At 67.7% G+C, this 20,195-nt stretch carries 20 protein-coding genes and 2 pseudogenes; 9 read left to right on the top strand and 13 right to left on the bottom strand.

Annotated elements, in window-relative coordinates; all coding sequences use genetic code 11:
• Window positions 1-700 precede the first annotated feature (700 nt).
• Window positions 701-1,231, top strand: a pseudogene (locus tag AC5RUW_RS14000) (thiamine pyrophosphate-binding protein); the annotation flags it as partial.
• A 50-nt stretch (window positions 1,232-1,281) separates the two neighbouring features.
• Here AC5RUW_RS14000 and AC5RUW_RS13995 read toward each other — a convergent pair.
• From AC5RUW_RS13995 to AC5RUW_RS13965, 7 genes and pseudogenes are all read right to left on the bottom strand, one after another.
• Window positions 1,282-1,836 (bottom strand): hypothetical protein, encoded by a 555-nt coding sequence (locus tag AC5RUW_RS13995; RefSeq protein WP_494161241.1) that lies wholly within the window; start codon window positions 1,834-1,836, stop codon window positions 1,282-1,284.
• Between the two features lie 304 nt (window positions 1,837-2,140).
• Window positions 2,141-2,320: pseudogene (locus AC5RUW_RS13990) on the bottom strand (SCO1664 family protein); the annotation flags it as partial.
• A 276-nt stretch (window positions 2,321-2,596) separates the two neighbouring features.
• Window positions 2,597-3,214, bottom strand: a complete 618-nt coding sequence (locus tag AC5RUW_RS13985) for a glycosyltransferase family 87 protein (RefSeq protein ID WP_494161240.1) — start codon at window positions 3,212-3,214, stop codon at window positions 2,597-2,599.
• A gap of 113 nt (window positions 3,215-3,327) precedes the next feature.
• A complete protein-coding gene (locus AC5RUW_RS13980) occupies window positions 3,328-4,095 on the bottom strand; it encodes an SCO1664 family protein (RefSeq protein ID WP_494161239.1) in 768 nt (255 codons plus the stop codon).
• The gene (locus AC5RUW_RS13975) at window positions 4,095-4,664 is read right to left on the bottom strand and encodes a DUF3090 domain-containing protein (RefSeq protein WP_494161238.1); all 570 of its coding nucleotides are present in this window, start codon (window positions 4,662-4,664) and stop codon (window positions 4,095-4,097) included. The genes AC5RUW_RS13980 and AC5RUW_RS13975 overlap by 1 nt, the downstream gene beginning before the upstream one ends.
• Before the next feature lie 15 nt (window positions 4,665-4,679).
• Entirely contained in the window at window positions 4,680-5,381 is a 702-nt protein-coding gene (locus AC5RUW_RS13970) for an MSMEG_4193 family putative phosphomutase (RefSeq protein WP_494161237.1), read from the bottom strand.
• Window positions 5,382-5,494: 113 nt separating this feature from the next.
• Window positions 5,495-6,076: a DUF3060 domain-containing protein gene (locus AC5RUW_RS13965; protein WP_494161236.1), complete on the bottom strand. Its 582-nt coding sequence runs from the start codon at window positions 6,074-6,076 to the stop codon at window positions 5,495-5,497.
• Window positions 6,077-6,259: 183 nt separating this feature from the next.
• Here AC5RUW_RS13965 and AC5RUW_RS13960 point away from each other — a divergent pair, with 183 nt between their 5' ends.
• The gene (locus AC5RUW_RS13960) at window positions 6,260-6,667 is read left to right on the top strand and encodes an ASCH domain-containing protein (protein ID WP_494161235.1); all 408 of its coding nucleotides are present in this window, start codon (window positions 6,260-6,262) and stop codon (window positions 6,665-6,667) included.
• 780 nt (window positions 6,668-7,447) lie between these two features.
• A complete protein-coding gene (locus AC5RUW_RS13955; protein WP_494161234.1) occupies window positions 7,448-8,788 on the top strand; it encodes an APC family permease in 1,341 nt (446 codons plus the stop codon).
• 20 nt (window positions 8,789-8,808) lie between these two features.
• Here the strand turns inward: AC5RUW_RS13955 and AC5RUW_RS13950 are convergent, their stop codons facing one another.
• Complete coding sequence (locus tag AC5RUW_RS13950; RefSeq protein WP_494161233.1) at window positions 8,809-9,837, bottom strand: helix-turn-helix transcriptional regulator; 1,029 nt, start codon at window positions 9,835-9,837, stop codon at window positions 8,809-8,811.
• A gap of 93 nt (window positions 9,838-9,930) precedes the next feature.
• Here AC5RUW_RS13950 and AC5RUW_RS13945 point away from each other — a divergent pair, with 93 nt between their 5' ends.
• From AC5RUW_RS13945 to AC5RUW_RS13930, 4 genes are all read left to right on the top strand, one after another.
• Window positions 9,931-10,941, top strand: coding sequence for an ABC transporter ATP-binding protein (locus AC5RUW_RS13945; protein ID WP_494161232.1), 1,011 nt, complete (start codon window positions 9,931-9,933; stop codon window positions 10,939-10,941).
• Window positions 10,938-11,723: an ABC transporter permease gene (locus AC5RUW_RS13940; protein WP_494161231.1), complete on the top strand. Its 786-nt coding sequence runs from the start codon at window positions 10,938-10,940 to the stop codon at window positions 11,721-11,723. The genes AC5RUW_RS13945 and AC5RUW_RS13940 overlap by 4 nt, the downstream gene beginning before the upstream one ends.
• A 22-nt stretch (window positions 11,724-11,745) precedes the next feature.
• Entirely contained in the window at window positions 11,746-12,570 is an 825-nt protein-coding gene (locus tag AC5RUW_RS13935) for an SDR family oxidoreductase (protein ID WP_494161230.1), read from the top strand.
• Window positions 12,571-12,662: 92 nt separating this feature from the next.
• Window positions 12,663-13,679, top strand: a complete 1,017-nt coding sequence (locus AC5RUW_RS13930; protein WP_494161229.1) for an NADPH:quinone reductase — start codon at window positions 12,663-12,665, stop codon at window positions 13,677-13,679.
• Between the two features lie 33 nt (window positions 13,680-13,712).
• On the opposite strand, the gene AC5RUW_RS13925 is transcribed toward AC5RUW_RS13930, so the two are convergent.
• Together AC5RUW_RS13925 and AC5RUW_RS13920 are read right to left on the bottom strand one after the other, a co-directional pair.
• The gene (locus AC5RUW_RS13925; RefSeq protein WP_494161228.1) at window positions 13,713-14,780 is read right to left on the bottom strand and encodes a DNA polymerase IV; all 1,068 of its coding nucleotides are present in this window, start codon (window positions 14,778-14,780) and stop codon (window positions 13,713-13,715) included.
• Window positions 14,777-15,628 carry a helix-turn-helix transcriptional regulator gene (locus AC5RUW_RS13920; RefSeq protein ID WP_494161227.1) on the bottom strand — a complete coding sequence of 284 codons (852 nt, stop codon included), beginning with the start codon at window positions 15,626-15,628 and terminating at the stop codon, window positions 14,777-14,779. Before AC5RUW_RS13920 ends, AC5RUW_RS13925 begins: the two co-directional genes overlap by 4 nt.
• A gap of 247 nt (window positions 15,629-15,875) precedes the next feature.
• Between AC5RUW_RS13920 and AC5RUW_RS13915 the strand changes: the two genes are divergently transcribed.
• Complete coding sequence (locus AC5RUW_RS13915; protein ID WP_494161226.1) at window positions 15,876-16,154, top strand: hypothetical protein; 279 nt, start codon at window positions 15,876-15,878, stop codon at window positions 16,152-16,154.
• Between the two features lie 80 nt (window positions 16,155-16,234).
• Here AC5RUW_RS13915 and AC5RUW_RS13910 read toward each other — a convergent pair whose 3' ends face one another.
• Both AC5RUW_RS13910 and AC5RUW_RS13905 read right to left on the bottom strand, forming a co-directional pair.
• Window positions 16,235-16,363 (bottom strand): hypothetical protein, encoded by a 129-nt coding sequence (locus AC5RUW_RS13910; RefSeq protein WP_494008176.1) that lies wholly within the window; start codon window positions 16,361-16,363, stop codon window positions 16,235-16,237.
• 124 nt (window positions 16,364-16,487) lie between these two features.
• Entirely contained in the window at window positions 16,488-18,023 is a 1,536-nt protein-coding gene (locus tag AC5RUW_RS13905; RefSeq protein WP_494161225.1) for an LTA synthase family protein, read from the bottom strand.
• A 225-nt stretch (window positions 18,024-18,248) separates the two neighbouring features.
• On the opposite strand from AC5RUW_RS13905, the gene AC5RUW_RS13900 reads away from it, so the two are divergent.
• Window positions 18,249-18,854, top strand: coding sequence for a class I SAM-dependent methyltransferase (locus tag AC5RUW_RS13900; RefSeq protein WP_494161224.1), 606 nt, complete (start codon window positions 18,249-18,251; stop codon window positions 18,852-18,854).
• 415 nt (window positions 18,855-19,269) lie between these two features.
• Here AC5RUW_RS13900 and AC5RUW_RS13895 read toward each other — a convergent pair whose 3' ends face one another.
• Complete coding sequence (locus AC5RUW_RS13895; protein WP_494161223.1) at window positions 19,270-20,166, bottom strand: LysR family transcriptional regulator; 897 nt, start codon at window positions 20,164-20,166, stop codon at window positions 19,270-19,272.
• Between the last annotated feature and the right edge of the window lie 29 nt (window positions 20,167-20,195).

Genomic DNA, 20,195 nt, shown 5'->3' with positions numbered 1-20,195 from the left:
TGTCCCGCTTAGGGGTGAGCTTACGGGACGTTGGCCTCAATTCGGCTGGCTTGTTTGAGAGCTCGGACATGGAGAGCGAGACCTGCGCCGAAAGCGATGACCCCAACCACCACGGCCAATACGCCAAATACGCAGAGAAGAGTAGAGGCTCCTGATCCGAGCAGCATTGCAAGCCCGGCGACAATAATTGCTGTTCCCACAGATCCGAGGGTCGCGGCTCGAGCTTTCATGTCCTTACCTTTCGCGTTTCATTGATCGCATCTTGGCTGGCTTACTCTATTTCGCGACCGAAGGCCTGTGCGCCAGCCATTCCCTTTCCTCTCTGCAAGCAGGATCTCGATGGATGCTACCCGACTCCCCACGGGGGCGCCGCCCGTAAATTGGTCCCACTTCGCCATGCCTGACAGCGACGGAGGCTTGAGGTGTCGCGGTGGGGATCCCTAAATGGGACATCTATGCAGACCCTCCCGCTGGGGCGGTCGGGCCGGGACCGTCGGATCGGACCTCGGTAGTAGATTCAGCGCCTAGCGAGGGCTCCAAGAGTTGTATGGCCTGTCTCGCACGGCTCACTTGGCTCGAGTCCCAGAGGAGAGCCGCACACCGCGGGCCCTTACGGCAGGACCAGGCTCCACACCTCTTACACTCACGCTCCCGCAGCTTCGACTGACGGCGCCGCCCGAGCGCCGAACAGAGGAGCAGCATGCCCACGATGGCGGAGACCGTCGTCCGGAACCTCGCCGCCAACGGGATCCAGCGGATCTGGGGCGTCCCCGGCAATTCCCTGAACGCGGTGCCCGAGGCCATCCGCCGGGAGAAGGGCATCGAATGGATGCTCACCCGGCACGAAGAGGAGGCCGCGTTCGCCGCCGCCGGCGAGGCCGCGCTGACGGGCGAACTCGCGGTCTGCGCGGGCAGCTGCGGGCCCGGCAACATGCACCTGATCAACGGACTCTACGACGCGCACCGCAGCCGCGTTCCCGTGCTCGCGATCGCCTCGCACATTCCGAGCGACGAGATCGGCAGCCAGTACTTTCAGGAGACCCGGCCCACCGAACTGTTCCGCGACTGCACGGTCTTCTGCGAAATGGTCCTCAGCGCAGAGCAGATGCCGCGGCTGCTGGAGGTCGCCATGCGCACGGCCATCGAACAGCGCGGCGTCGCCGTCCTCATGATGGCCGGCGACACCGCGCTCGAAGACGCCAAGGACGAGCGGCTCTTCACCGTGCGTCGCACGGACCCGATGCTCCTGGTGACGTGGCCGATTACCTCACTTGATCCCGTCTACTCAGCGAGCCAGCTGCCATTTGAATCGAGCTTGTAGCCCTCAATTGTGCTGCTCACGATGGTCAGGGTGCCATCCTTCATTACCGTCATGCCGATCGATGCGATATGGGGAAAGTTGAATACATGGACAGTATTGTCCATGTATGATTTGCTGTCCTCCATCGGCGATGCGGCGCACCTCTGGACCTTCGTTATAGTCTTAAAGTCGTCGGAGGCGTAAAACCCATACTTAGGGTCGGACTCGTCAAGGTCACTTATTGAACTGGCAACTCCACCTACAAGGGTGCCCTGGAGGCTTGTGTAAGGTAGACCTGTTAGAGATCTAGCGACCCGTTCCTCCACGGGTCTGGTGTCATCATCGGTACTTCCGTCAGCATCTTTACGCGGTTTTTTTAACTCGTCCACGGCGCCGTCGGCATAGGTGACTGTCAGATCAACGGCACAGTATTTTGCGGAGTTCAACGTTCGAGCAGTGGCGGTGACTGAGGTGATGAGCGCGTTCTTGGCCTCTGGGGCCACCTCAATAAGGTCCTGTGGAATCTGGATCTTCATAGTGTCCTTAGTCCCATAGGCGGGGGTTTTGAACTCATATGTACTAACTGCGGCTGGCGAGCTGGCCGCACCCTCGGCGCCGTCCCCAAGGGCAGCGGGGCTTGCGGACGCACAACCAGTGAGGGCAGCGAATACCGATCCGGCCAGGAGACTGGCCCCGATGAACTTCGCGGGCCGCGTGGGGCCGAGATGAGTTTTCATTTAGTCGAACTCTCTAGGTCGATTTGTTGTTCTTCGAAGCGAAATTGCCTGAAGCTACACATATTAAACCCCATATATTGGGCGAGAGCTTCCGAGACCGGGCAGCGGCGACCTCCCGGTGCGTCAGGCATCCGTCCGGAAAGTCCCACAGCGGCGTCTCGCCGGCAACCGGCTCGTAGACCACTGCGGCATCGCCGATGCCGCCCAGGAAGGTGGCGTTGATTGCCGTCGTGAGGTGGCTGGTGAGCTTGAGGTCGCCGGTGACCAGGGCGGTGTGGGCAATTAGGCCTGGGAAGGTGCAAATGTGCCCATCGGGTCGATTGGCTGACCGCAGATCACCCAGATGATCTGCGTCCTGCGCAGAGCCCGACAACTAGGTTCCAGGCGTTCACGTTCCGGCCCTTAGGGGCTAAGCAATCCAAGTTGCCAGGAACGAGCTAAGAAGCACACCACCGAAAGTGAAAACTGGACCTCCGGTCGTCAACAGTGGAAGTCGGTTCACTCCCGCGTCCTGTATGGCAGAAGAGCGAGATCTCCTCCTCGTTGAGAGATTGTGCGTTCATCCGCTCCAAATCACTGGAGTTGAAGGTTGTCTAGACTCTGGGCTCGTCATCGGTGAGCAGAACGTCCTGCTGGAGGACGGCGCCAGCGTTCCCGCCGGAACGGGCGATTCAGGTGGGGGGCGGTGCGCGCCTCCGTGGTGGAGTCCGCGCCGTGACCTGCGGTGCAGGGTGACAAAGAACCCGCAGCTGCACGAGAGCACCAGCCACGGCAGGTCCACCGGAAAGTCCGGCCCGGCAAAGTGCAGGATCGCGCCGGTGATGTTCAGGTTGTCCACGTATCCAGCACCGCCGATCCGAGAGGTATCCGGCAGCATCTCCAGCCAGTAGGTCCGCGACTCCGCCGGAAGCAGCAGGAAGCGGAGCCCGCCGCTCATCAGGAATCCGGCCGCCATGTTCCGCAGCCCGTGCCAGTCGCCGCGGACCAGGAAATACCAGCCGAACACCAACGGCGTGAGCTTGATCCCCGCCGCCAGCCCGGTCAGCAGCCCCGTGGGCCAGCCGGCCCGCCGGGTGAGGAAGTCAACCATGATCAGGCCGAAGAGCAGGATGTTGATCTGCCCGAAAGCCATCGTCTCCCGCCAGGGGCCAAGCAGCGCCACCAGCCCGAAGAGCATCGTCCAGGCTCACGACGGATCCCTGAGCATCAACGGGCGGCCCGACGGCGGCCTCCGCATCTCCGTTCAGCCGCCTTCCGGCCCGGCCGGCCTGGAGGCAGGTTCCTAGAGTCCTAGAACAGCGGCCAGGGCACCGCGGGCATGCCGCCCCTGGGTCCCGGAAAGCGGCCCATCCGGCGCAGCCGGGTGCAGCGGGCAGCCAGGGCGGCGAGTTCCTCACCGGTAAGCAGATCGGCCAGCTGCTCGCCCAGCTTCCCCTGCAGTGCGCCGGTCAGCCGGTCGATGCCGTCGAGTTCCTCGGCGCTCAGCTCCTCGCCGATCCAGCCCCACAGCACGGTGCGGAGCTTGTGCTCGCCGTGGAACGTGAGCCCGTGGTCCACGCCGTACCGGTGTCCGCCGGGCATGGGCAGGACGTGGTCGCCCTTGCGGTCGGCGTTGTTGACCAGAACGTCGAACACCGCCATCCGGCGCAGCGCCGGGGTGTCTTCATGAATCAGGGCGACGATCCGCCCGCGCTCGTCTTGCCCCTCCAGGACCTGCTTCCAGCCCGTGTCCGGCACGTCATCCGCCGCCACCAGGTCCACCGCGGCCTGCTCCGGGTCGGTCTCCTGCCAGAGCTGCACCATGCCTTCACCGAACGGTCCGTCCCGCAGCCAGGTGCGCGGCACAATGTTCCAGCCCAGGGCCTCCGAGACCAGATAGGCGGCCACCTCCCGGTGCGCCAGGCACCCGTCGGGAAAGTCCCACAGCGGCTGCTCGCCCGCGATCGGCTTGTACACCACGGACGCGTCGCCGATGCCGCCCAGGAAGGTGGCGTTCGACGCCGTCGTGAGCCGGCCGGTGAGCGCCAGCTCCGCGGTGACCAGGTCCGGGGCCGGCATCAGGGCTCGGGCAGGGTGCAGGTGTGCCCGTCGGGGTCCATCGGCTGGCCGCAGATCACGCAGATCGGCCGCCCGGCGCCCACCACCTCGCGGGTGCGCTTCGCGAACGCCCGGGCGGTGCCCACCGGCATCCGCACCAGCAGCATCTCGGGGACGTCGGGATCCTCGCCCTCGCCGAGGGCGCCGTCCTCGGGGGCGCCGTCGTCGTCCTCATCCTCCTCGGGCAGGGGGTAGGCCTCGATGACGATCTGCGCCGTCGTCGGGTCCCAGCCCAGGCTCATGACGCCGGTGCGGAACTGTTCCTCCACAGCCTCGAGGTCGTCGTTGTCGACCAGCTCCAGGGGAGTGTTCGCCGGAACGCTGAAGGGATTGCCGTCGACGGTCATCAGCTGGTCGAGGATCTCGTCGATCCCCTCGGCGAGCTGGGCCGACTGTTGCTTCTCCAGGACGACGCTGATCAGCCGCTTCCCGTCGCGCGCCTGCAGGTAGAACGTGCGCTGCCCCGGGACGCCGACGGTCCCGATGACGACGCGGTCAGGCCAGTCGAACTCATGAACGGTCGTAGGCATAGGACTACTTTAGGCTCATCGGGCCGGCGGCGCTGCGTGTCCCGCGCCGCCGCCCACCGGAGCGTCCTGAGCCGCGGCGCTGGCCGCCAGCCAGGACAGGTCGCCGGCGTCGGTGTTGGTCGCGTGGACGGTGGGGCGGTGGGCGCCGTAGGTCACCACCGACACGGAGGCGGGCCCGACGGCGATGCGCTGGAACAGGTCAAGGTGCATGCCGAGCGCGTCGGCCAGGACGGACTTGATGATGTCGCCGTGGCTCACCGCCACCCACACCGCGCCCCGCCCGTGCTCGGCCTCGAACGCCGCATCATGGCGGCGGATGGCCGCCACCGAGCGGGCCTGCATCGCGGGCATGGACTCGCCGCCGGGGAAGACGACGGCGGAGGGCTGGGCCTGCACGGTGCGCCACAGCTCCTCCTTCGCAAGTTCCTCGAGGGTGCGGCCCTGCCAGGAGCCGTAGTCGCACTCGGTGATGTCCTCCTCGACCGGTGTGTGCGGGGTGCCGGACTGGCGGTCCAGGATGAACTGCGCGGTCTGCCGGCAGCGTTCCAGGGGGCTGGAGACCACCCCGACGACGGGCACTGCGGCGAGCCGGTCCGCGGTGGCGGCGGCCTGGTCCCGGCCCACCTGGTCGAGTTCGACGCCGGGGGTGCGGCCGGCCAGCAGCCCGGAGGCGTTCGCGGTGGTGCGGCCGTGCCGCACGAGGATCACTGTTGCCATTGCCCCAGCCTAGCGGCGGGCCGGACCGCCGACGGCGGTGCGGATCGCGTCGGGGCGGTGGCTGTTGCTGGCGTCCACGGCAGGGGCAATGAAGCGTGTGCCCACGCCCGCCTTCATTGGGCCGAGACGGAGTTCGTGCCCTCGGATTCGATCACGGGATCCCCGGAGGTGTAGGTGATGCTGTTGTTCTCGCCTTCGACATCGATGTCACCGGTCTGCTCGACGACGACGGAGTTTGAGGTCCCTTCCACATCGATGTCGGGCACATTCCTGAGGTTGGCACTGTTGTTGTTTCCCTCAACGTCGAGGCTTTCCGCATCCTCGCCGCTGACTGAGTTGTCATTGCCGTGGACGTCGATATCTTCACACTGACCGGTCGTCCGCACGCTGGCGCCATTGGTCTCGACGTCGATGTCCCCGCCGCCGGAGCAGGTGATGCTGACGCTGGTGTTCGCTTCCGTGATTCTGTGTTCCTGATCCCGGCTCAGGGTGATCGGTGCCCCGGCGGCGCTTGGAGCCGCGGCGGCGCTGGAGCCTATCGGGGAGGCCGATGCCGTGCTCTCCGGTGTTTCAGCGCTGGTTGATGAGGGGGTTTCCTCGGGCGTCGGCTCCGGATCAGCGGTGCAGCCGGCGATGAGTGCAACGCCCGCGAGGGCGGTGAGCACGGGGGCGGTGATGCGGAAATTGCGGTACATGCGGTTCTCCTCAGAGGGGGCTGGGGTGTGGCCTGCCCCGGGAAACCTGGGCCCTGCTCGTGCAGTTCCTCATCCGGGGCTCTTCCGCTTGCCTGTTTTATTGTCCAGTGTCTCGGGCGGGACTGCCACGTATCCCCGCAGAGTGCTGCATATTCAGGGTGAGAAGCGTGCTTGACTGATGACATGAACGTTGAGCTGCCACACGTCGAGTTCGCTTTCCCCGGGCCGCTGCGAGATTCCCTGATCGCCGCAATTCGATCCGGGGCCAAGACTACGACGACATCTCTCCTGCGGGAGTATGAGGTTGGAAACGAGCCTTTGCCCGTGGTCGGTCAGCGGGGGATAGTCATTGACTCAGAAGGCAAAGAAGCGTTCATGATCGAGACGACCCAAGTGCAAACTGTTCGTCTGGCCGATGTTTCCCTGGAACACGCGGTGGCGGAGGGCGAGGGATTCGAATCCGTGGCGCAGTGGCGGGCTGGACACATTCAGTTTTGGTCCTCGGCAGCTATGGCAGAGGAACTCGGAGCCGAGTTCGAATTAACGGACGAGGCTTTGGTGGTCCTCGAACGATTCCACGTGGTGCCTTAACCGATCCCTAAGCGGCACGGCTTGAGGGACTCATCCGCCCTGCGCCATAGGATTCGCTCATGACGGTCGACGAGGCGCCCCGATCCAAGAGGGCGTGGATCCTGATCTGCGGGTTGATCCTAGTGAACACCTTGAACTACGGGCTTCGAACCGGGCGATGCGTCGACTACATCTCCGCATCGGGGACGGTTTCCTCCTGCTCCTCGGAACCGGCGCTTGGCTGGCCGGGAAGTGTCCTCTTAGTGATCGCCAGTCTCGTTGTGCTCGGGTACTGCATCGATCGCCTGTTCCGAGCGTCCCGGTGACGAATCCGTAAGCGAAACGCCCTTCGGTTCTACATTGACCTGCGGTGTGGAGACACCGCAGACGTGCTGCCTGTCACCGGTCCCGTTTGACGATGGTGCCCAACGGTGGAACGCTCGACCCAATGAGGGCTTACCCAACCGTAATCGTCATCGTCAGCACGCTTGCTGCACTCGTGATGAACGTCGTTTTGGATACCTATACAGACATGCAGATGCTGCTTCGGTTGGTCATCGCAGTTTTGTTCGGGCTGCTCATCACTTTCTGCCTCAACCGATGGTTCATCAGGCGCCGCAGCCAGGACGCGCGTAACCAATCACCTCGCATTCGGTAGGCGGGTCCGTTACGGCACAGTTGTGAGCCCTTCATAGGGCAGTCGCCTCCCAGGGCAGTTAATCGTGGCGGAAGGGTTGCGAGCGCCCACTGAATTTCGCCCAAGTAGTTGCGCAGGGACGGCGGACGGCATCCAATAGCCCAATGACGAAGGACCCCGGCGCCACCACACCAAAATCATCACCCGGGCTGAAGCGGGCAGTCGGTGCGCCGCTGCTGTTCGCGTTCATCGTCGGCGACACCCTCGGAGCCGGCATCTACACCCTCGTGGGGACCATGGCCTCCGATGTCGGCGGCGCGATCTGGATCCCCCTGCTGATCGCCCTGGTCGTCGCGCTGCTCACCGCCGCGACCTACGCGGAACTGATCACCAAATACCCGCACGCCGGAGGCGCCGCACGCTACGCCGACCGGGCTTTCGGCATCCCCTACGTGTCATTCCTCGTCGGCTTCCTGATGATGGCCTCCGGCATCACCACCGCCGCCGCGCTCGCGAACGCCTTCGCGGGCGACTACCTCACAGCGCTCATCGACGTGCCGGCGGCTCCCGCAGCTGTCGTGTTCATCATCCTGCTGACCTTGATCAACCTGCGCGGGGTCAAAGAGTCCCTCGCCGCGAACCTCATAGCCTCCATCATCGAGGTCACCGGCCTCGTCATCGTCATCGTCGTCTGCGCGATCGTATTTGCCGCCGGCAACGGGGAACCGTCCCGGCTCCTGGAATTCGCGCCGGACGTACCGCCCCTCCAGGGCGCCTTCGCCGCATCGATCGTCGCCTTTTTCTCCTTCCTCGGCTTCGAGGCGGCAGCAAACATGGCCGAGGAAGTACGTAACCCGTCCAAGGCCTACCCCCGCGCACTCTTCGGCGCCATCTGCACCGCCGGGCTGGTGTATCTCCTTATCGCACTCGGCGCGGTTATCGTGATGGACCCGACCGAGCTGGCCGAGTCCACCGGCCCCCTGCTCGCCGTCGTCGCCGCCAGCGGCGTCGGAATCCCGCCCGGACTGTTCAGCATCATCGCCCTGATCGCCATTGCCAACGGAGCCCTGCTCTTCATGGTCATGGCCAGCCGCGTGGGCTACGGACTGGCTGAAGCGGAACTGCTCCCGCGTGCCTTCAGCCGGGTACTGCCGGGCCGCCGCACTCCGTGGGTCTCCATTGTCGTGGTGGCCGGGCTAACGATTGTCCTGACCCTCACCGGAAATGTTGCCTCGCTGGCCGAGACCACCGTGCTGCTCCTGCTCCTGGTGTTCCTGTCCGCGAACGTCAGCGTCCTGGTCCTCAAAAAGGACAAAGTGGACCATGACCACTTCTCAGCCCCCCGGTTCATGCCGGTCCTGGCGATCATTGCCAGCATTGCGCTCCTCACTCAACAAAGCGCGGCGATCTGGCTCAGCGCCGCCGTCTACGTAGCGATCGGATCTCTGTTGTTCCTCGCCGCCCGGGCCGGCCGCAAACGCGAGGAACGTGTGAGCGCCGGCTGACTCCTGTGCCCTGAATCTATTCAGTCAGTGTGCCGCCCCGGGCTCGACCCAGGCTTGGCTTGCATCGAGGTGTCCGGTGGTGTGCTGCTGTGAGCAGGCAGGGTCGCAGCCGTGAGGCGCTCGCCCCAGCCGCGCATGTAGTCGATCGCTTCCGGCGGCCCGTGGACGGTGAACCTCACGCCGACGGACGCAAGGCAGAACGCCGCCCACTCGAGAGAATCGGCAGCGATCCGGACCGCGCACCGCCCGCCGTCGACCGGGTCCACGCTGCCGTAGTGCGCGATCTCCTGCCGTACCCGGTCCGCGGGCGCCTCAACGCTCGCATGGACAACGTATTTCGCGGGCATGGACCCGATCTGACGGTGCACGTAGGCGACCGGATCGGCCTCGGGCAGCGCGCGGGGAGCGAATGTGGCGCTGCTCCGGGTCGGATTCTCGATGCGGTCCAGGCGGAAGATGCGCCAGTCCGCGCGGTCCTGATCCCAGGCGATCAGGTACAGGCGCTGATCGACCGCGACGGTTCGGTGGGGGTGAGCCGTCCGCTCGCTCATCCGGCCGTCGCGTGATCGGTACCTGAAGGTCAGCACCTCGTGATCGCGGCAGGCCAGGGCGACGGTGGTCAGGCAGGTGACGTCGGCGACGCCGTGCCGCGGGCGATCCGTGCGGGGGCCGGCAACGCTGCGCAGGCTGTCGATACGACGGCGGATGCGGGCAGGGAGCACCTGGACGACCTTCGCCATTGCGCTCACCGCGGCGTCGCCCGTCGGGGCGTAGGCGCCCGACGCCACCTCCCGGAGGCCCATCACCACCGCTGCAGCCTCTTCCTCGCTGAGCACCAAAGGGGGCAGGGACGCGCCGGAGCTGAGCTGATACCCGCCGCCCGTACCCCGTGTGGTCATGATGGGATACCCGAGTTCCTGAAGGCCGTCGACGTCGCGCCGCAGGGTGCGCGGGCTCACGCCCAGCCTGCGCGCCAACTCATCTCCGGGCCAGTGGCGCCGGTTCTGGAGCAGGCCCAGCAACTCAAGGGCCCGGGTACTGGTTGACATGCCGCAAGGCTAGCCTGCCTTGCGGACATATGTTGGCCACAAGCCCTGCCACGATGGAATCTCATCACCGGCCAGAAACGGGGCAGACATCCAATGATCGAGACCGACAGTCTCTCGCGCAGTTTCCGCGGACCGGACGGCGGCGAGGTGCCAGCCGTCCGGAGCATCGATCTTCGCGTCACTGCCGGGGAGACCGTGGCGGTGCTCGGCCCCAATGGAGCCGGCAAGAGCACCCTGATGCGGATGCTCTCCACGCTCCTGCCGCCCACGACCGGTTCGGCGACGGTGGCGGGGTTCGACGTGAGGACCCACGGCGCACTGGTACGGGAACGCATCGGCTACGTCGGCCAGGGCAACGGCGCCGGACATACCCAGCGCGCCGTCGATGAGGTCATCACGCAGGGGCGGATCTACGGGCTGGGTCGGGAAGCGGCCCGCCGGCGAGCCGGAGAGCTTTTTGCGGTGCTCGGGCTGGAACTGCTGGCCAAACGCAGGACACAGGCGATGAGCGGCGGCCAGCGGCGTCGGCTCGATCTCGCGATCGGGCTGGTCAACAGGCCGCCCCTGCTCTTCCTCGACGAACCGACCGCAGGCCTGGACCCGCAGAACCGCAGCAACCTGTGGGACCACATCCTCAAGGTCCGGCAGGAGGCGCACATGACGGTCCTGTTCAGCACCCACTATCTGGACGAAGCCGATCAGGCCGCAGACCGCGTCATCGTGGTTGACCACGGCCGCATCATCGCCGACGGCCCGCCCAGCGCGCTCAAACAACGCCATGTCGGGGATCGGATCACCTTGGATGTTCCGGACGCCGCGGCCGCCGAACGCCTCCGGCCGCTGCTGGCGCAGCTGCGCGGCGTCCGCAACATCACCATCGACAGGTGCGCTGTCACCGCGCAGGCCGACGACGGCCGCGGCGCCCTGGCGGCAGCCATCTCCACTGCCCGATGTCACAACATCGACGTCACCGCCGCGGACACCCAGCTGCCCACCCTCAACGACGTCTTCCTCGAGCTCACCGGGCGGAGCCTGCGCGACGCCGGCGGGGTAGCCGGGGAGCCCGGCCAAGGGAACGGCGAACTTCAGGAGGACAGAAAATGACGACAGCCGGCGCGGCCGCATCCCGTCGCCGCAACGCCCTCAGCGACTGCCTCATTGTGATGGGACGTGAGCTGCGGCCCGTGATCAGCGACCCGTTCTCCCTTGTCGCGGGCATGGTGCAGCCGCTGTTCTTCCTGCTGCTGTTCGGCCCGCTCATCGCGGCAGGCGCACCCTCCAGCGACGGCTCAACCTGGAGCTGGTTTGTCCCGGGCATCCTCGTGATGACCGCGTTGTTCGGGACCGCGGGCACCGGCTCAAACCTCCAGTTCGACCTCCAAGGCGGCTCCCACGAACGCCTCCTCGTCACGCCGCTGTCGCGCTCCTCGCTCTTCATCGGCCGCGCCCTTAAGGAGTTCGTGCCCCTGGTGGCCCAGGCCGTCATCGTGGTGCTGGTCATGATCCCGTTCGGTTTCCGGCCCAACCCTGCCGGAGGGCTTCTGGGGCTGGTCCTGCTGGGCATCCTCGGTATCGGCATCGGGTCCCTGAGCTACGCGCTGGCCATTGCCGTGCGGCACCAGGACTGGGTGTTCTGGACCGTGCACCAGACCGTGCTGTTCCCGCTCATGATCCTGTCCGGAATGCTCCTGCCCCTGGACGACGGGCCGGCCTGGATGCGGATCCTCTCCCAGCTCAATCCCCTCACCCACGTGGTCGACGCCGAGCGGGACCTCTTCGCCGGCCGGATCAGCTCCGACGTCGGACTCGGGTTCCTCGCTGCCGCCGTCACCGCCGCCCTCGGGCTGCTCCTCGGACTCCGCGCCCTCCGAACCAGCACCAGCTAACCCCCGCCGAAAGGACCCACCCATGCGCATTCTCGTCACCGGAGCCACAGGCCAGGTCGGGCGCCACCTCGTCGCCCAGCTTCACGAAGCCGGTCACACTGTCCGCGCGCTCACCCGCACCCCGGCCCAAGCCCGGCTGCCCGAGGGCGTCGAGACGGTAGCCGGCGACCTCACCGACACCGCCAGCCTTGAAAGGGTGTGCGAGGGCATGGACGCGATCCACCTGATCACCTTCGGCGGCGACGAGCGGGAAGACCTCACCAACGGGGCGGAGATCGTCCACCTCGCCGAGCGCTCCGGCATTCGGCGGGCCACGGTCCTGGGCGGCTGGGCGCCCACCGGCATCGAAGAAGCCCTGGCAGCCAGTTCCATCAGCGGGACTCTCCTGCAGCCGGCCGAGTTCATGGGCAACGCGCTCGAGTTCGCCCCCGAGATCCGTGCCTCACGCACCGTCTCCATGCTCGCTGACTACCCAAGCGCCGTCGTACACGAAGCCGACATCGCCGGCGTCGCTGCCGCTGCGCTAACCACGGACGGGCACGCGGGCAGGGCCTACCCACTGACCGGACCGGAGGCGCTCACCCCTGCCGAGCGGACACGCCTGCTCGCGGAGGCAACTGGTGAGCCGATCGAGTTTGTGCAGCTGAGCGAGGAGGCGGAGCGTGAGCGGCTTCGCAGCTACGGCTACGACGAGGACTACGTCGAGTTCGGCATCCAGCTGGCCACCAACCCACCTGAGGCCGCCGGCGCGATCCTGCCCACGGTTGAAAAGGTCACCGGACGTTCCGCGCGGACGTTCGCCCAGTGGGCCAGCGAGCATGCCGAACAGTTCCGTGCCATGTCCTGATCCTTTCGCGGCTGCACCGGAACACTCCCGTCGAACCCGACCTGCCGGAGTGCCGGGGAATAGACCGCCGCCTAGATTCCTTGCAGTCGGCTATGAAAGCAATCGTCTACTCCGAGTCCGGAGCGTCCTCTGTCCTCTCCCTCGCCGAGCGTGAGGTTGCCGATCCCGGTCCCGGCGAAGTGCGGGTCCGCATCACCGTCTCCGGGGTGAACCCCACCGACTGGAAGGCCCGCGCCGGCGGCGTTCCCTTCCCCGAAGTGGTGCCCAACCAGGACGGCGCCGGCATCATCGACGCGGTGGGCGAGGGCGTCACCGGCCTGCAGCCCGGAGACCGGGTCTGGATCTACCTCGCCGCCCACGGCCGCCCCACCGGCACCGCCCAGGAATTCGCCGTCCTGCCCGCCGACCGGGCCGTGCCGCTGCCCGAGGGCACCGGGTTCGACGTCGCCGCCAGCCTGGGCGTGCCCGCCATGACCGCGCACCGCGCCCTCACCGTGCACGAGTTCGGCCCGACCCGGCTGGCCCCGGGGGCGCTTGCGGACCGCACGGTCCTCGTCCAGGGCGGCGCCGGAGCCGTCGGCCACGCCGCGATCCAGCTCGCCGCCTGGGCCGGCGCCACCGTCATTGCCACGGTCAGCAGCGACGCGAAGGCCGAACTGGCCCGCGCCGCCGGCGCCCACCACGTCGTCCGCTACCCCGACGACGCCGAAGCCGACCGGATCCGCGAGATCGCGCCCGACGGCGTCGATCACATCGTGGAGGTGTCCCCGGCACAGAACGCGGCGCTCGACGTCGAGGTGGCCGCCAACCACGCCAGCATCGCCTACTACGCCAACAACAACGGCGAGGAGTACACGGTGCCGATCGTCGCGAGCTTCGCCAAGAACGTCCGCTGGCAGGGCGTGCTGGTCTACACCGAAGGCGAAGCCGCCCACCAGGCCGCGGTCAAGGACATCACCGAGGCGCTGCGCGACGGCGTCCTGCCGGTGGGGGAGTCCGCCGGCCTGCCGCTGACCTGGTTCGAGCTGGCGGACACCGCCGCCGCGCACGACGCCGTGGAGGACGGCGCCACCGGCAAGGTGCTGATCCGGGTGGCCGAAGAGGACTAACCGCCGGGCAGCCCGCCCATCGCCGTCCTAGCCTCACCATCCGCCGCGGGTGGGCGTGTGTCCCTTCCGCGCGTCCTCGGGCATGGTCATTTCCGCCCGCAGGCCCAGCAGACGGATCGGCCGGCCCGGCTCGATCGCCGCGGCGAGGTCCAGCGCCCGCGCGAGGACCTCGCCGCCGTCGGCGGTCTCCGGGATCTTCCGCGCGTGGGTCTTGGTGGTGAACGGCGCGTAGCGGACCTTGAGGGTCAGCCCGATCACCGGCCGGCCCTCCTCCGCCATGTCCTTCAGCGCGTCGTCCGTCAGCTGCCGGACGGCGTCGAGCACCTGCTCCGGCTCGGTGAGGTTCTGCTGGAAGGTGGTCTCGCGGCTGTGCCCGCGCGCCACCCAAGGCGTGTCGTCCACCTCGCTGCTGCCGTCGCCACGGCCCAGCTGCGCGTACCAGGGCCCCATCTTGGGCCCGAACTCCGGCACCAACGCCTGCGGGTCGGCGGCGGCCAGCTCGGCCACGGTGCTGACGCCGAGCTTCGCCAGCCGGGCGGAGATCTTATTGCCCACGCCCCACAGCTCCTTGGTGGGGCGGGCGCCCATCACGTCCAGCCAGTTCTCCGCAGTGAGCCGGAAGATCCCGGCGGGCTTGCCGAAGTCGGTGGCGTTCTTGGCCCGGATCCGGGTATCGCCGATGCCCACGCTGCAGTGCAGCTGCGTCGCCTCCAGCACCGCGGCCTGCAGGTCCCTGGCGTAGGCCGCCGGATCCTCGGTCTCGACGCCGACGAAGGCCTCATCCCAGCCCAGGACCTGCACGACGGCGCCGGGCCGGGCCTTCAGCGTGCCCATTACCGTATCCGACGCCGCCAGGTACGCCTCGGCATCCACGGGCAGGAATACGGCGTCGGGCACTTTCCGGGCCGCCACCCGCAGCGGCATTCCGGAGCCGACGCCGAAGGCCCGGGCCTCGTAGGAGGCGGTGGAGACTACGGCCCGTTCGGTGGGATCACCGCGGCCGCCGACAATGACGGGCTGCCCGGCCAGCTCCGGGCGCCGCAGCACCTCGACGGCGGCGATGAACTGGTCGAGGTCCACATGCAGCACCCAGGCCGTCACGGCGCCTCTTCACTGACCGGAGTTGCGGCGGGCAGGGCGGCGGAGGCGAGGAGGGCGAGCCGCTCCGCGTCCCGGGTTCCGGCGTCCGGGTGGTAGACCACCAGCATCAGGTGATCCGCCCCGCTGATGGCCAGCCGCTCCCGGTTCAGCGTCATCTCCCCGACCTGCGGGTGGTTCAGCCGCATCGGCGTCCCCTTCTGCCCGCGCACTTCATGCCGGGCCCACAGCTGCCGGAAGTACGGGCTGGCGAGGGACAGCTCGCCCACCAGATCAATGAACCGCGGATTGTCCACGTCGCTGCCCACGGCCTGCCGCAGGTTCGCGATGAAGCACTCGGTCACGATTTCCCAGTCCGGGTGCAGGGCCTGCTCGGAGGGGTCGAGGAACATGTCCCGCAGCTGGTTGCCGCCGACGTCGAGCCGCGGGGACAACGCCTTCGCGAGCCGGTTGGAGGCCAGAATGTCGAAGTACCGGCCCTCGATGAAGGCCGGCTGCGGCAGGGACTCCAGGAGCTTGAGCGCCCCCGCCGGCGGCGTCTCCCGGGGCGGCCGCCGGGGCCGCTGCCGGGGCATCTCCGCAACGAGCGTCAGAAGATGGGCGAGGTGGTCGTCGTCGAGCTGCAGTACCCGGGCGATGGATTCCAGCACCTGCACGGACGGATGCCGGTCCCGTCCGCGCTCCAGCCGCAGGTAGTAGTCGGCGCTGATCCCGGCGAGCATGGCCACCTCCTCGCGCCGCAGCCCGGGCACCCGCCGAACCCCGGTGGCGGGGATGCCGGCCTGCTCCGGGGTGATCAGCTCGCGTCGGGCCCGCAGGTAGCTGCCGAGGGCGTTCGAGGCAGGAGTCATACGCTCAGAGTAGGCGCCGCCGGGCCGGGCGAACAGCCGTTTGAGGGGGTCCTGTCAAGCCCCGGGCTCAGCGGGGCTCTGGCAGCAGCAGGGACACGTCCGTAGCGTCTGTACCAAGCCCGCGGGAGACGCCGCGACCACGCAGGAACGACCACGTGAGCCGGGCCTCCGACACGGGATGGACAGTCCGGCACTGCCGCGATCCTTGGACCCAGCGGGGCCGGTGCACCGGTAAAGGAGACTCAAAATGGACCGCGACTCAGACCTTGAACGCCGCGCCCGGGCCATCGTCATCGCGCGCAGCGTGTACAAGGCGATGCTTGTCGTGTGGGCCGTCGCGCTGGCCGGCATGCTGATCATCTGGTGGTCGACGACGCCGGAGGGCTATTTCTGGCCGGTGTGGCCGGCGCTGGGCCTGTCCGTGGCGGCGCTGCTCTGGGGGTTGGCGCTGTACGGCAGATTCGGCTTCCGCGTCCGGGAGGACCAGGTGGCCCGGGAGGTGGAACGCCAGCGGGAACTGGGCTGATGCCCTGCCGCCGGCCGGGCCGGACAGGCAGAAAGCCGGGCCGCGCAATGCGGGCGGCCCGGCTTTCGTTGCGCTGAGCTCTATTTCTGCTCGTCGTCCTTGTTGCCGGTGACTTTGTCCTTGACCTTGTCCTTGGCCTGGTCCACCTGCTCCGGGTGGTCCTTGGCCGCGTCCTTGGCCTTGTCCGCCATTCCGCCCAGATCCGCCATGTGGCTTCCGCCTTTCGTCCTGTGGGGGCCGGACCCGCCGGCAGGCGGCCCCGGTCTGACCTTCCCATCGTCCATCACTGCGGCGGACTTGTGACCGGGCCGGCGCTACTTGATCGGGCTGCGGCTACTCAGTGACGTCGTCGGTGGCCCAGGCCTGCGTGTAGAACTGGGCGGAGCGGGAGTCCAGCAGCTCGGCGTACGCCTCCGGGTCCATGGCCTGCGCGGAGCCGGCCGGCACCTCCGGGGCGAAGGCGGAGACGCCCAGCCCAGCCTGCCGTCCCTCCAGGGTCAGGCCGGCGGCCTCCAGGAGGGTGGGGTACATGCTCAGCTGGTCGACGCCGTCGCGCAGCACGGTGCCCTGGTCCTGGCCGGGCACCCAGATCCGGTTGAAGATGGTGCGGTTCGGGTGGTAGTCCAGCTGCTCGTGGAACGCGTCGCCGGCGCTCATGTGCTTGAGGTGGTCGCCCATGATGACCACGGCGGTGTCCTCGAGGTAGCCCTGGGCCTCCATGTGCTCCACGAAGCCGGCGACCTGCGCCAGCGAGCAGTGGAACGCGGAGGTGACCCGGTTCTCGGTGTCCACCTCGCAGTAGTCGTAGATGTGCACCGGCTCGTGGGTGTCCAGGGTCAGCACGGACAGGTTGAACGGCTTGCCGGTGCGCTCGGACTCGGCGTGCAGCTCGTCGACCTTGTCCCGGGCGTTGGCCATGAGCCGCTCATCGCTCAGGCCCCAGTCCGGGCGGAAGCTGTCGGCCGGTTCGCCGGCGGCCCGCCAGTCGTTCAGGCCCTTCACCTCGGAGTAGCCGTGGCTGGCCAGGAAGGTGTCCTTCGCGGCGAAGGAGGAGCTGGCGCCGCCCAGGAACACGTTGGTGTAGCCGTGCTCGGCCAGCACGTCGCCCAGGCACGTGGTGCCGCCCATGTAGGTGTCGACGCCGCCGACGCCGCGGCCGCCGTCGCCGCCCGCGCTTTTCAGCGGCACCCCGCACTGGGTGGAGACCAGGCCGGCCATGGTCCAGCCGCCGCCGGCGTACTGCTGGAAGTTCTCCACGCTCTGCCAGCCCTCGGCGGCCGGGGTGGCCTCCTTCAGCGGCAGGAACGCGTCCTTCTCGAACAGCTCGTCATCGGCAAGGGTGCCCTCGCCGGATTCGAGGTAGATCAGCACCAGGTTCCGGGCGCCGTCGGCGCTGGTGACGGTCGGCTCCGCGTAGTAGTCGCCGACGTCGTACTTGGAGTTGCCGGACTTGATGTAGTCGGCCATGTTCACGGTGGTGGCGAAGGCGGTGGTGCTGCCCACCACGAGCGCGGACACCGCGACCGTGGAGACGGCCCGGGTGATCCACTTGGTGCGCGGCGACGGACCCTCGCCCCCGCGGCGGCGCCGGCGGCGGCGGTGCTGCCAGTACGCAAGCGCCAGGGTGACGAGCAGCGGCGCCACGCCGATGCCCAGGATGCCCTTCCAGACCAGGTCTCCGCCGCCGCCGTCGGCCTCCACCGAGACCAGGTTCAGCAGCATCTGGCCCACCGAGATCTCGCCGAAGTAGAAGCGGATGCCGACGGCGGCCACCAGCAGCGCGAGGGACAGCCAGATCAGGGCGTAGACCAGGACGTGTCCCAGGACGACGCCGCCCCGCCGGGCCGTATGCAGAAGCCGACCGGACATTGGCAATACCTCACGTTCCGGGCCCCGCGTTGGCCGGGCACCCTTGACATCCACCCCGTTTTTGGGTCCGTAGAAGAGTAATACCGATACGTTACCCGTTCAACCTGCGTTCATCGCCGTGTAACCCGCCGCGGCGCCCGGCCGGACGCAACGCGGCGGCGTGTCCCCGGCGGAGGTCGGCGCGCAGCGGCCGGGCGGGGTCCGGTGGCTGAGTAGGCTGGGAGGATGCGCAAGGAAACCCTCTGGGAAGCCAAGAAGAAGCAGAATCCGGGACACTCCGCCTGGTACATCCAGCGGTTTGAGCAGATGCGCGAGCAGGGCGCGGACCTGCACGGGGAGGCGAGGATGATCGACGCGATGGTCCAGCGCGGGGCGCGGATCCTCGACGCCGGTGGCGGGCCCGGCCGGGTGGGCGGGGAGCTGGCGCGGCGCGGTCACGCCGTCGTCGGCGTCGACGTCGACCCGGAGCTGATCGAGGCGGCCCGGAAGGACCACCCCCAGGCCACGTGGCTGGTGGGGGACCTGGCGGAGCTGGACCTGCCCGCCGAGGGCATCCGTGAGCCGTTCGACGTGATCGTCTGCGCCGGCAACGTGATGACGTTCCTGGCGCCCGGCACCGCCGGCGAGGTGCTGGCCCGGATGCGCTCGCATCTGGCGCCGGAGGGCCGCGTGGTGATCGGCTTCGGCGCCGGACGCGGCTACGACTTCGGACAGTTCTTCGCCGACGCCGAGGCCGCGGGGCTGCGCGTGGACCTGCAGCTGTCCACCTGGGACCTGCGCCCGCTCACGCCGGAGTCAGGGTTCCTGGTGGCGGTGCTGTCGGCAGCGTAAGAGGGCGCCGCCTGGCCGGCGTGCGGGCTGGGTCGCCGGTTCCGTGACGCAGCCGCTTGACCTCAAGCGCGCTTGAGCTTGTTCAGTGAGGACATCACTCACCCGAACAAGGAGCAGGCATGGGACACAGGGACCGGCAGGAGAAGAACAGGCGCCGAAGCCGGCGCGGTCAGGCGGAGGAAACCCGGCGGCTGCCGCCGACCCCGAGCGTGTGGGAGGAGTTCCTGCCGGAAAGCCGGCACCTGATGTTCCCGCCGCGGTAGGTGCAGTAAGGAGATGCGTTTTTAGGTTCGCCGTCTGGTGGGAACCGGGCCGGCTAGCAGCGCGACGGTGCCGTCACGCGAAAGCCTGATCGGGGGTTAGGCATGACGCTTCGGGAGCAGGGGCGAAGCGCCTAGCTGGGACGCAGTCCCACCTAGGCGTAGAGTTCGGCTGCGAGATCGATCATGGCGGCCACGCTTTGCGACGGCCGGACGGCGGCCGGCCAGACGATCGAGACCGGAACGGTACGGACAGCCGGCCGGATTGGCCGCACCACCAGCGGCCGGCCCTCATAGGATTGGTTGCCCACCGGTTGCTGGACCAAAATGGCGTACCCCATCCCGCGGCCGACCAACGAACGGGTGACTTCATAATCCGTGGTGCGAAAGCGGATATGAGGTTGCAAGCCAGCCGCGTCAAACATGCTGATCGTGTTCTCCCTGCTGGGCGGCACATCGAGCAGGACCATTGGCTCGCCCGCCACCTCTGCCAGGGACAGCTCCGGGCGTGCTGCGAGGGGGTGGTCTGCGCTCAGCACGATCGATGGCTCTGCCTCATACAGCCGGTGGCGGTTGAGGCCTGCAGGCACGGAGAGGTCATAGGCGATTGCGACGTCGAGCTGCCCTGACGCCAGGCGGTCCTGAACCTCGGTCTGGGAGCCGTCAAAGAAATCCAGCTCTACCAGCGGATACCGCCGTCCGTAATGGTCCATCAACCGGGCCAGCACGGTGGGTGCCAGTGTCAAATAGCAACCGAGCGTCAGAGACCCGCGGATCTGTTCACCTGCGTCAACGGCATGCAGCTCCAGGTCGGAGGCCTCAGTGAGCAGGTTCCGTGCACGGTCCAGCACATAGCGACCGGCCGCGGTGAGCGTCACGCCGTGGGCCTTGCGCCGGATGGTCAGCTGGGCGTCGAACACCCGTTCCAACCCGTTGAGCGCGCCCGACACCGCAGACTGGGACACGTGGAGCCGAGCTGCTGCCGCCGCGATACTGCCGCTTTCTGCAACGGCAATGAACGCCTCCAGCTGCCGGAGGGTATACCGGGCCATTTAAACCTCACAATAACCGTGGATGTACG

The sequence above is a fragment of the Arthrobacter sp. Y3222053 genome (assembly GCF_059092805.1).
The sequence above is the reverse complement of the archived record's forward strand: the minus strand, read 5'-3'. Positions and strand labels throughout refer to the sequence as shown.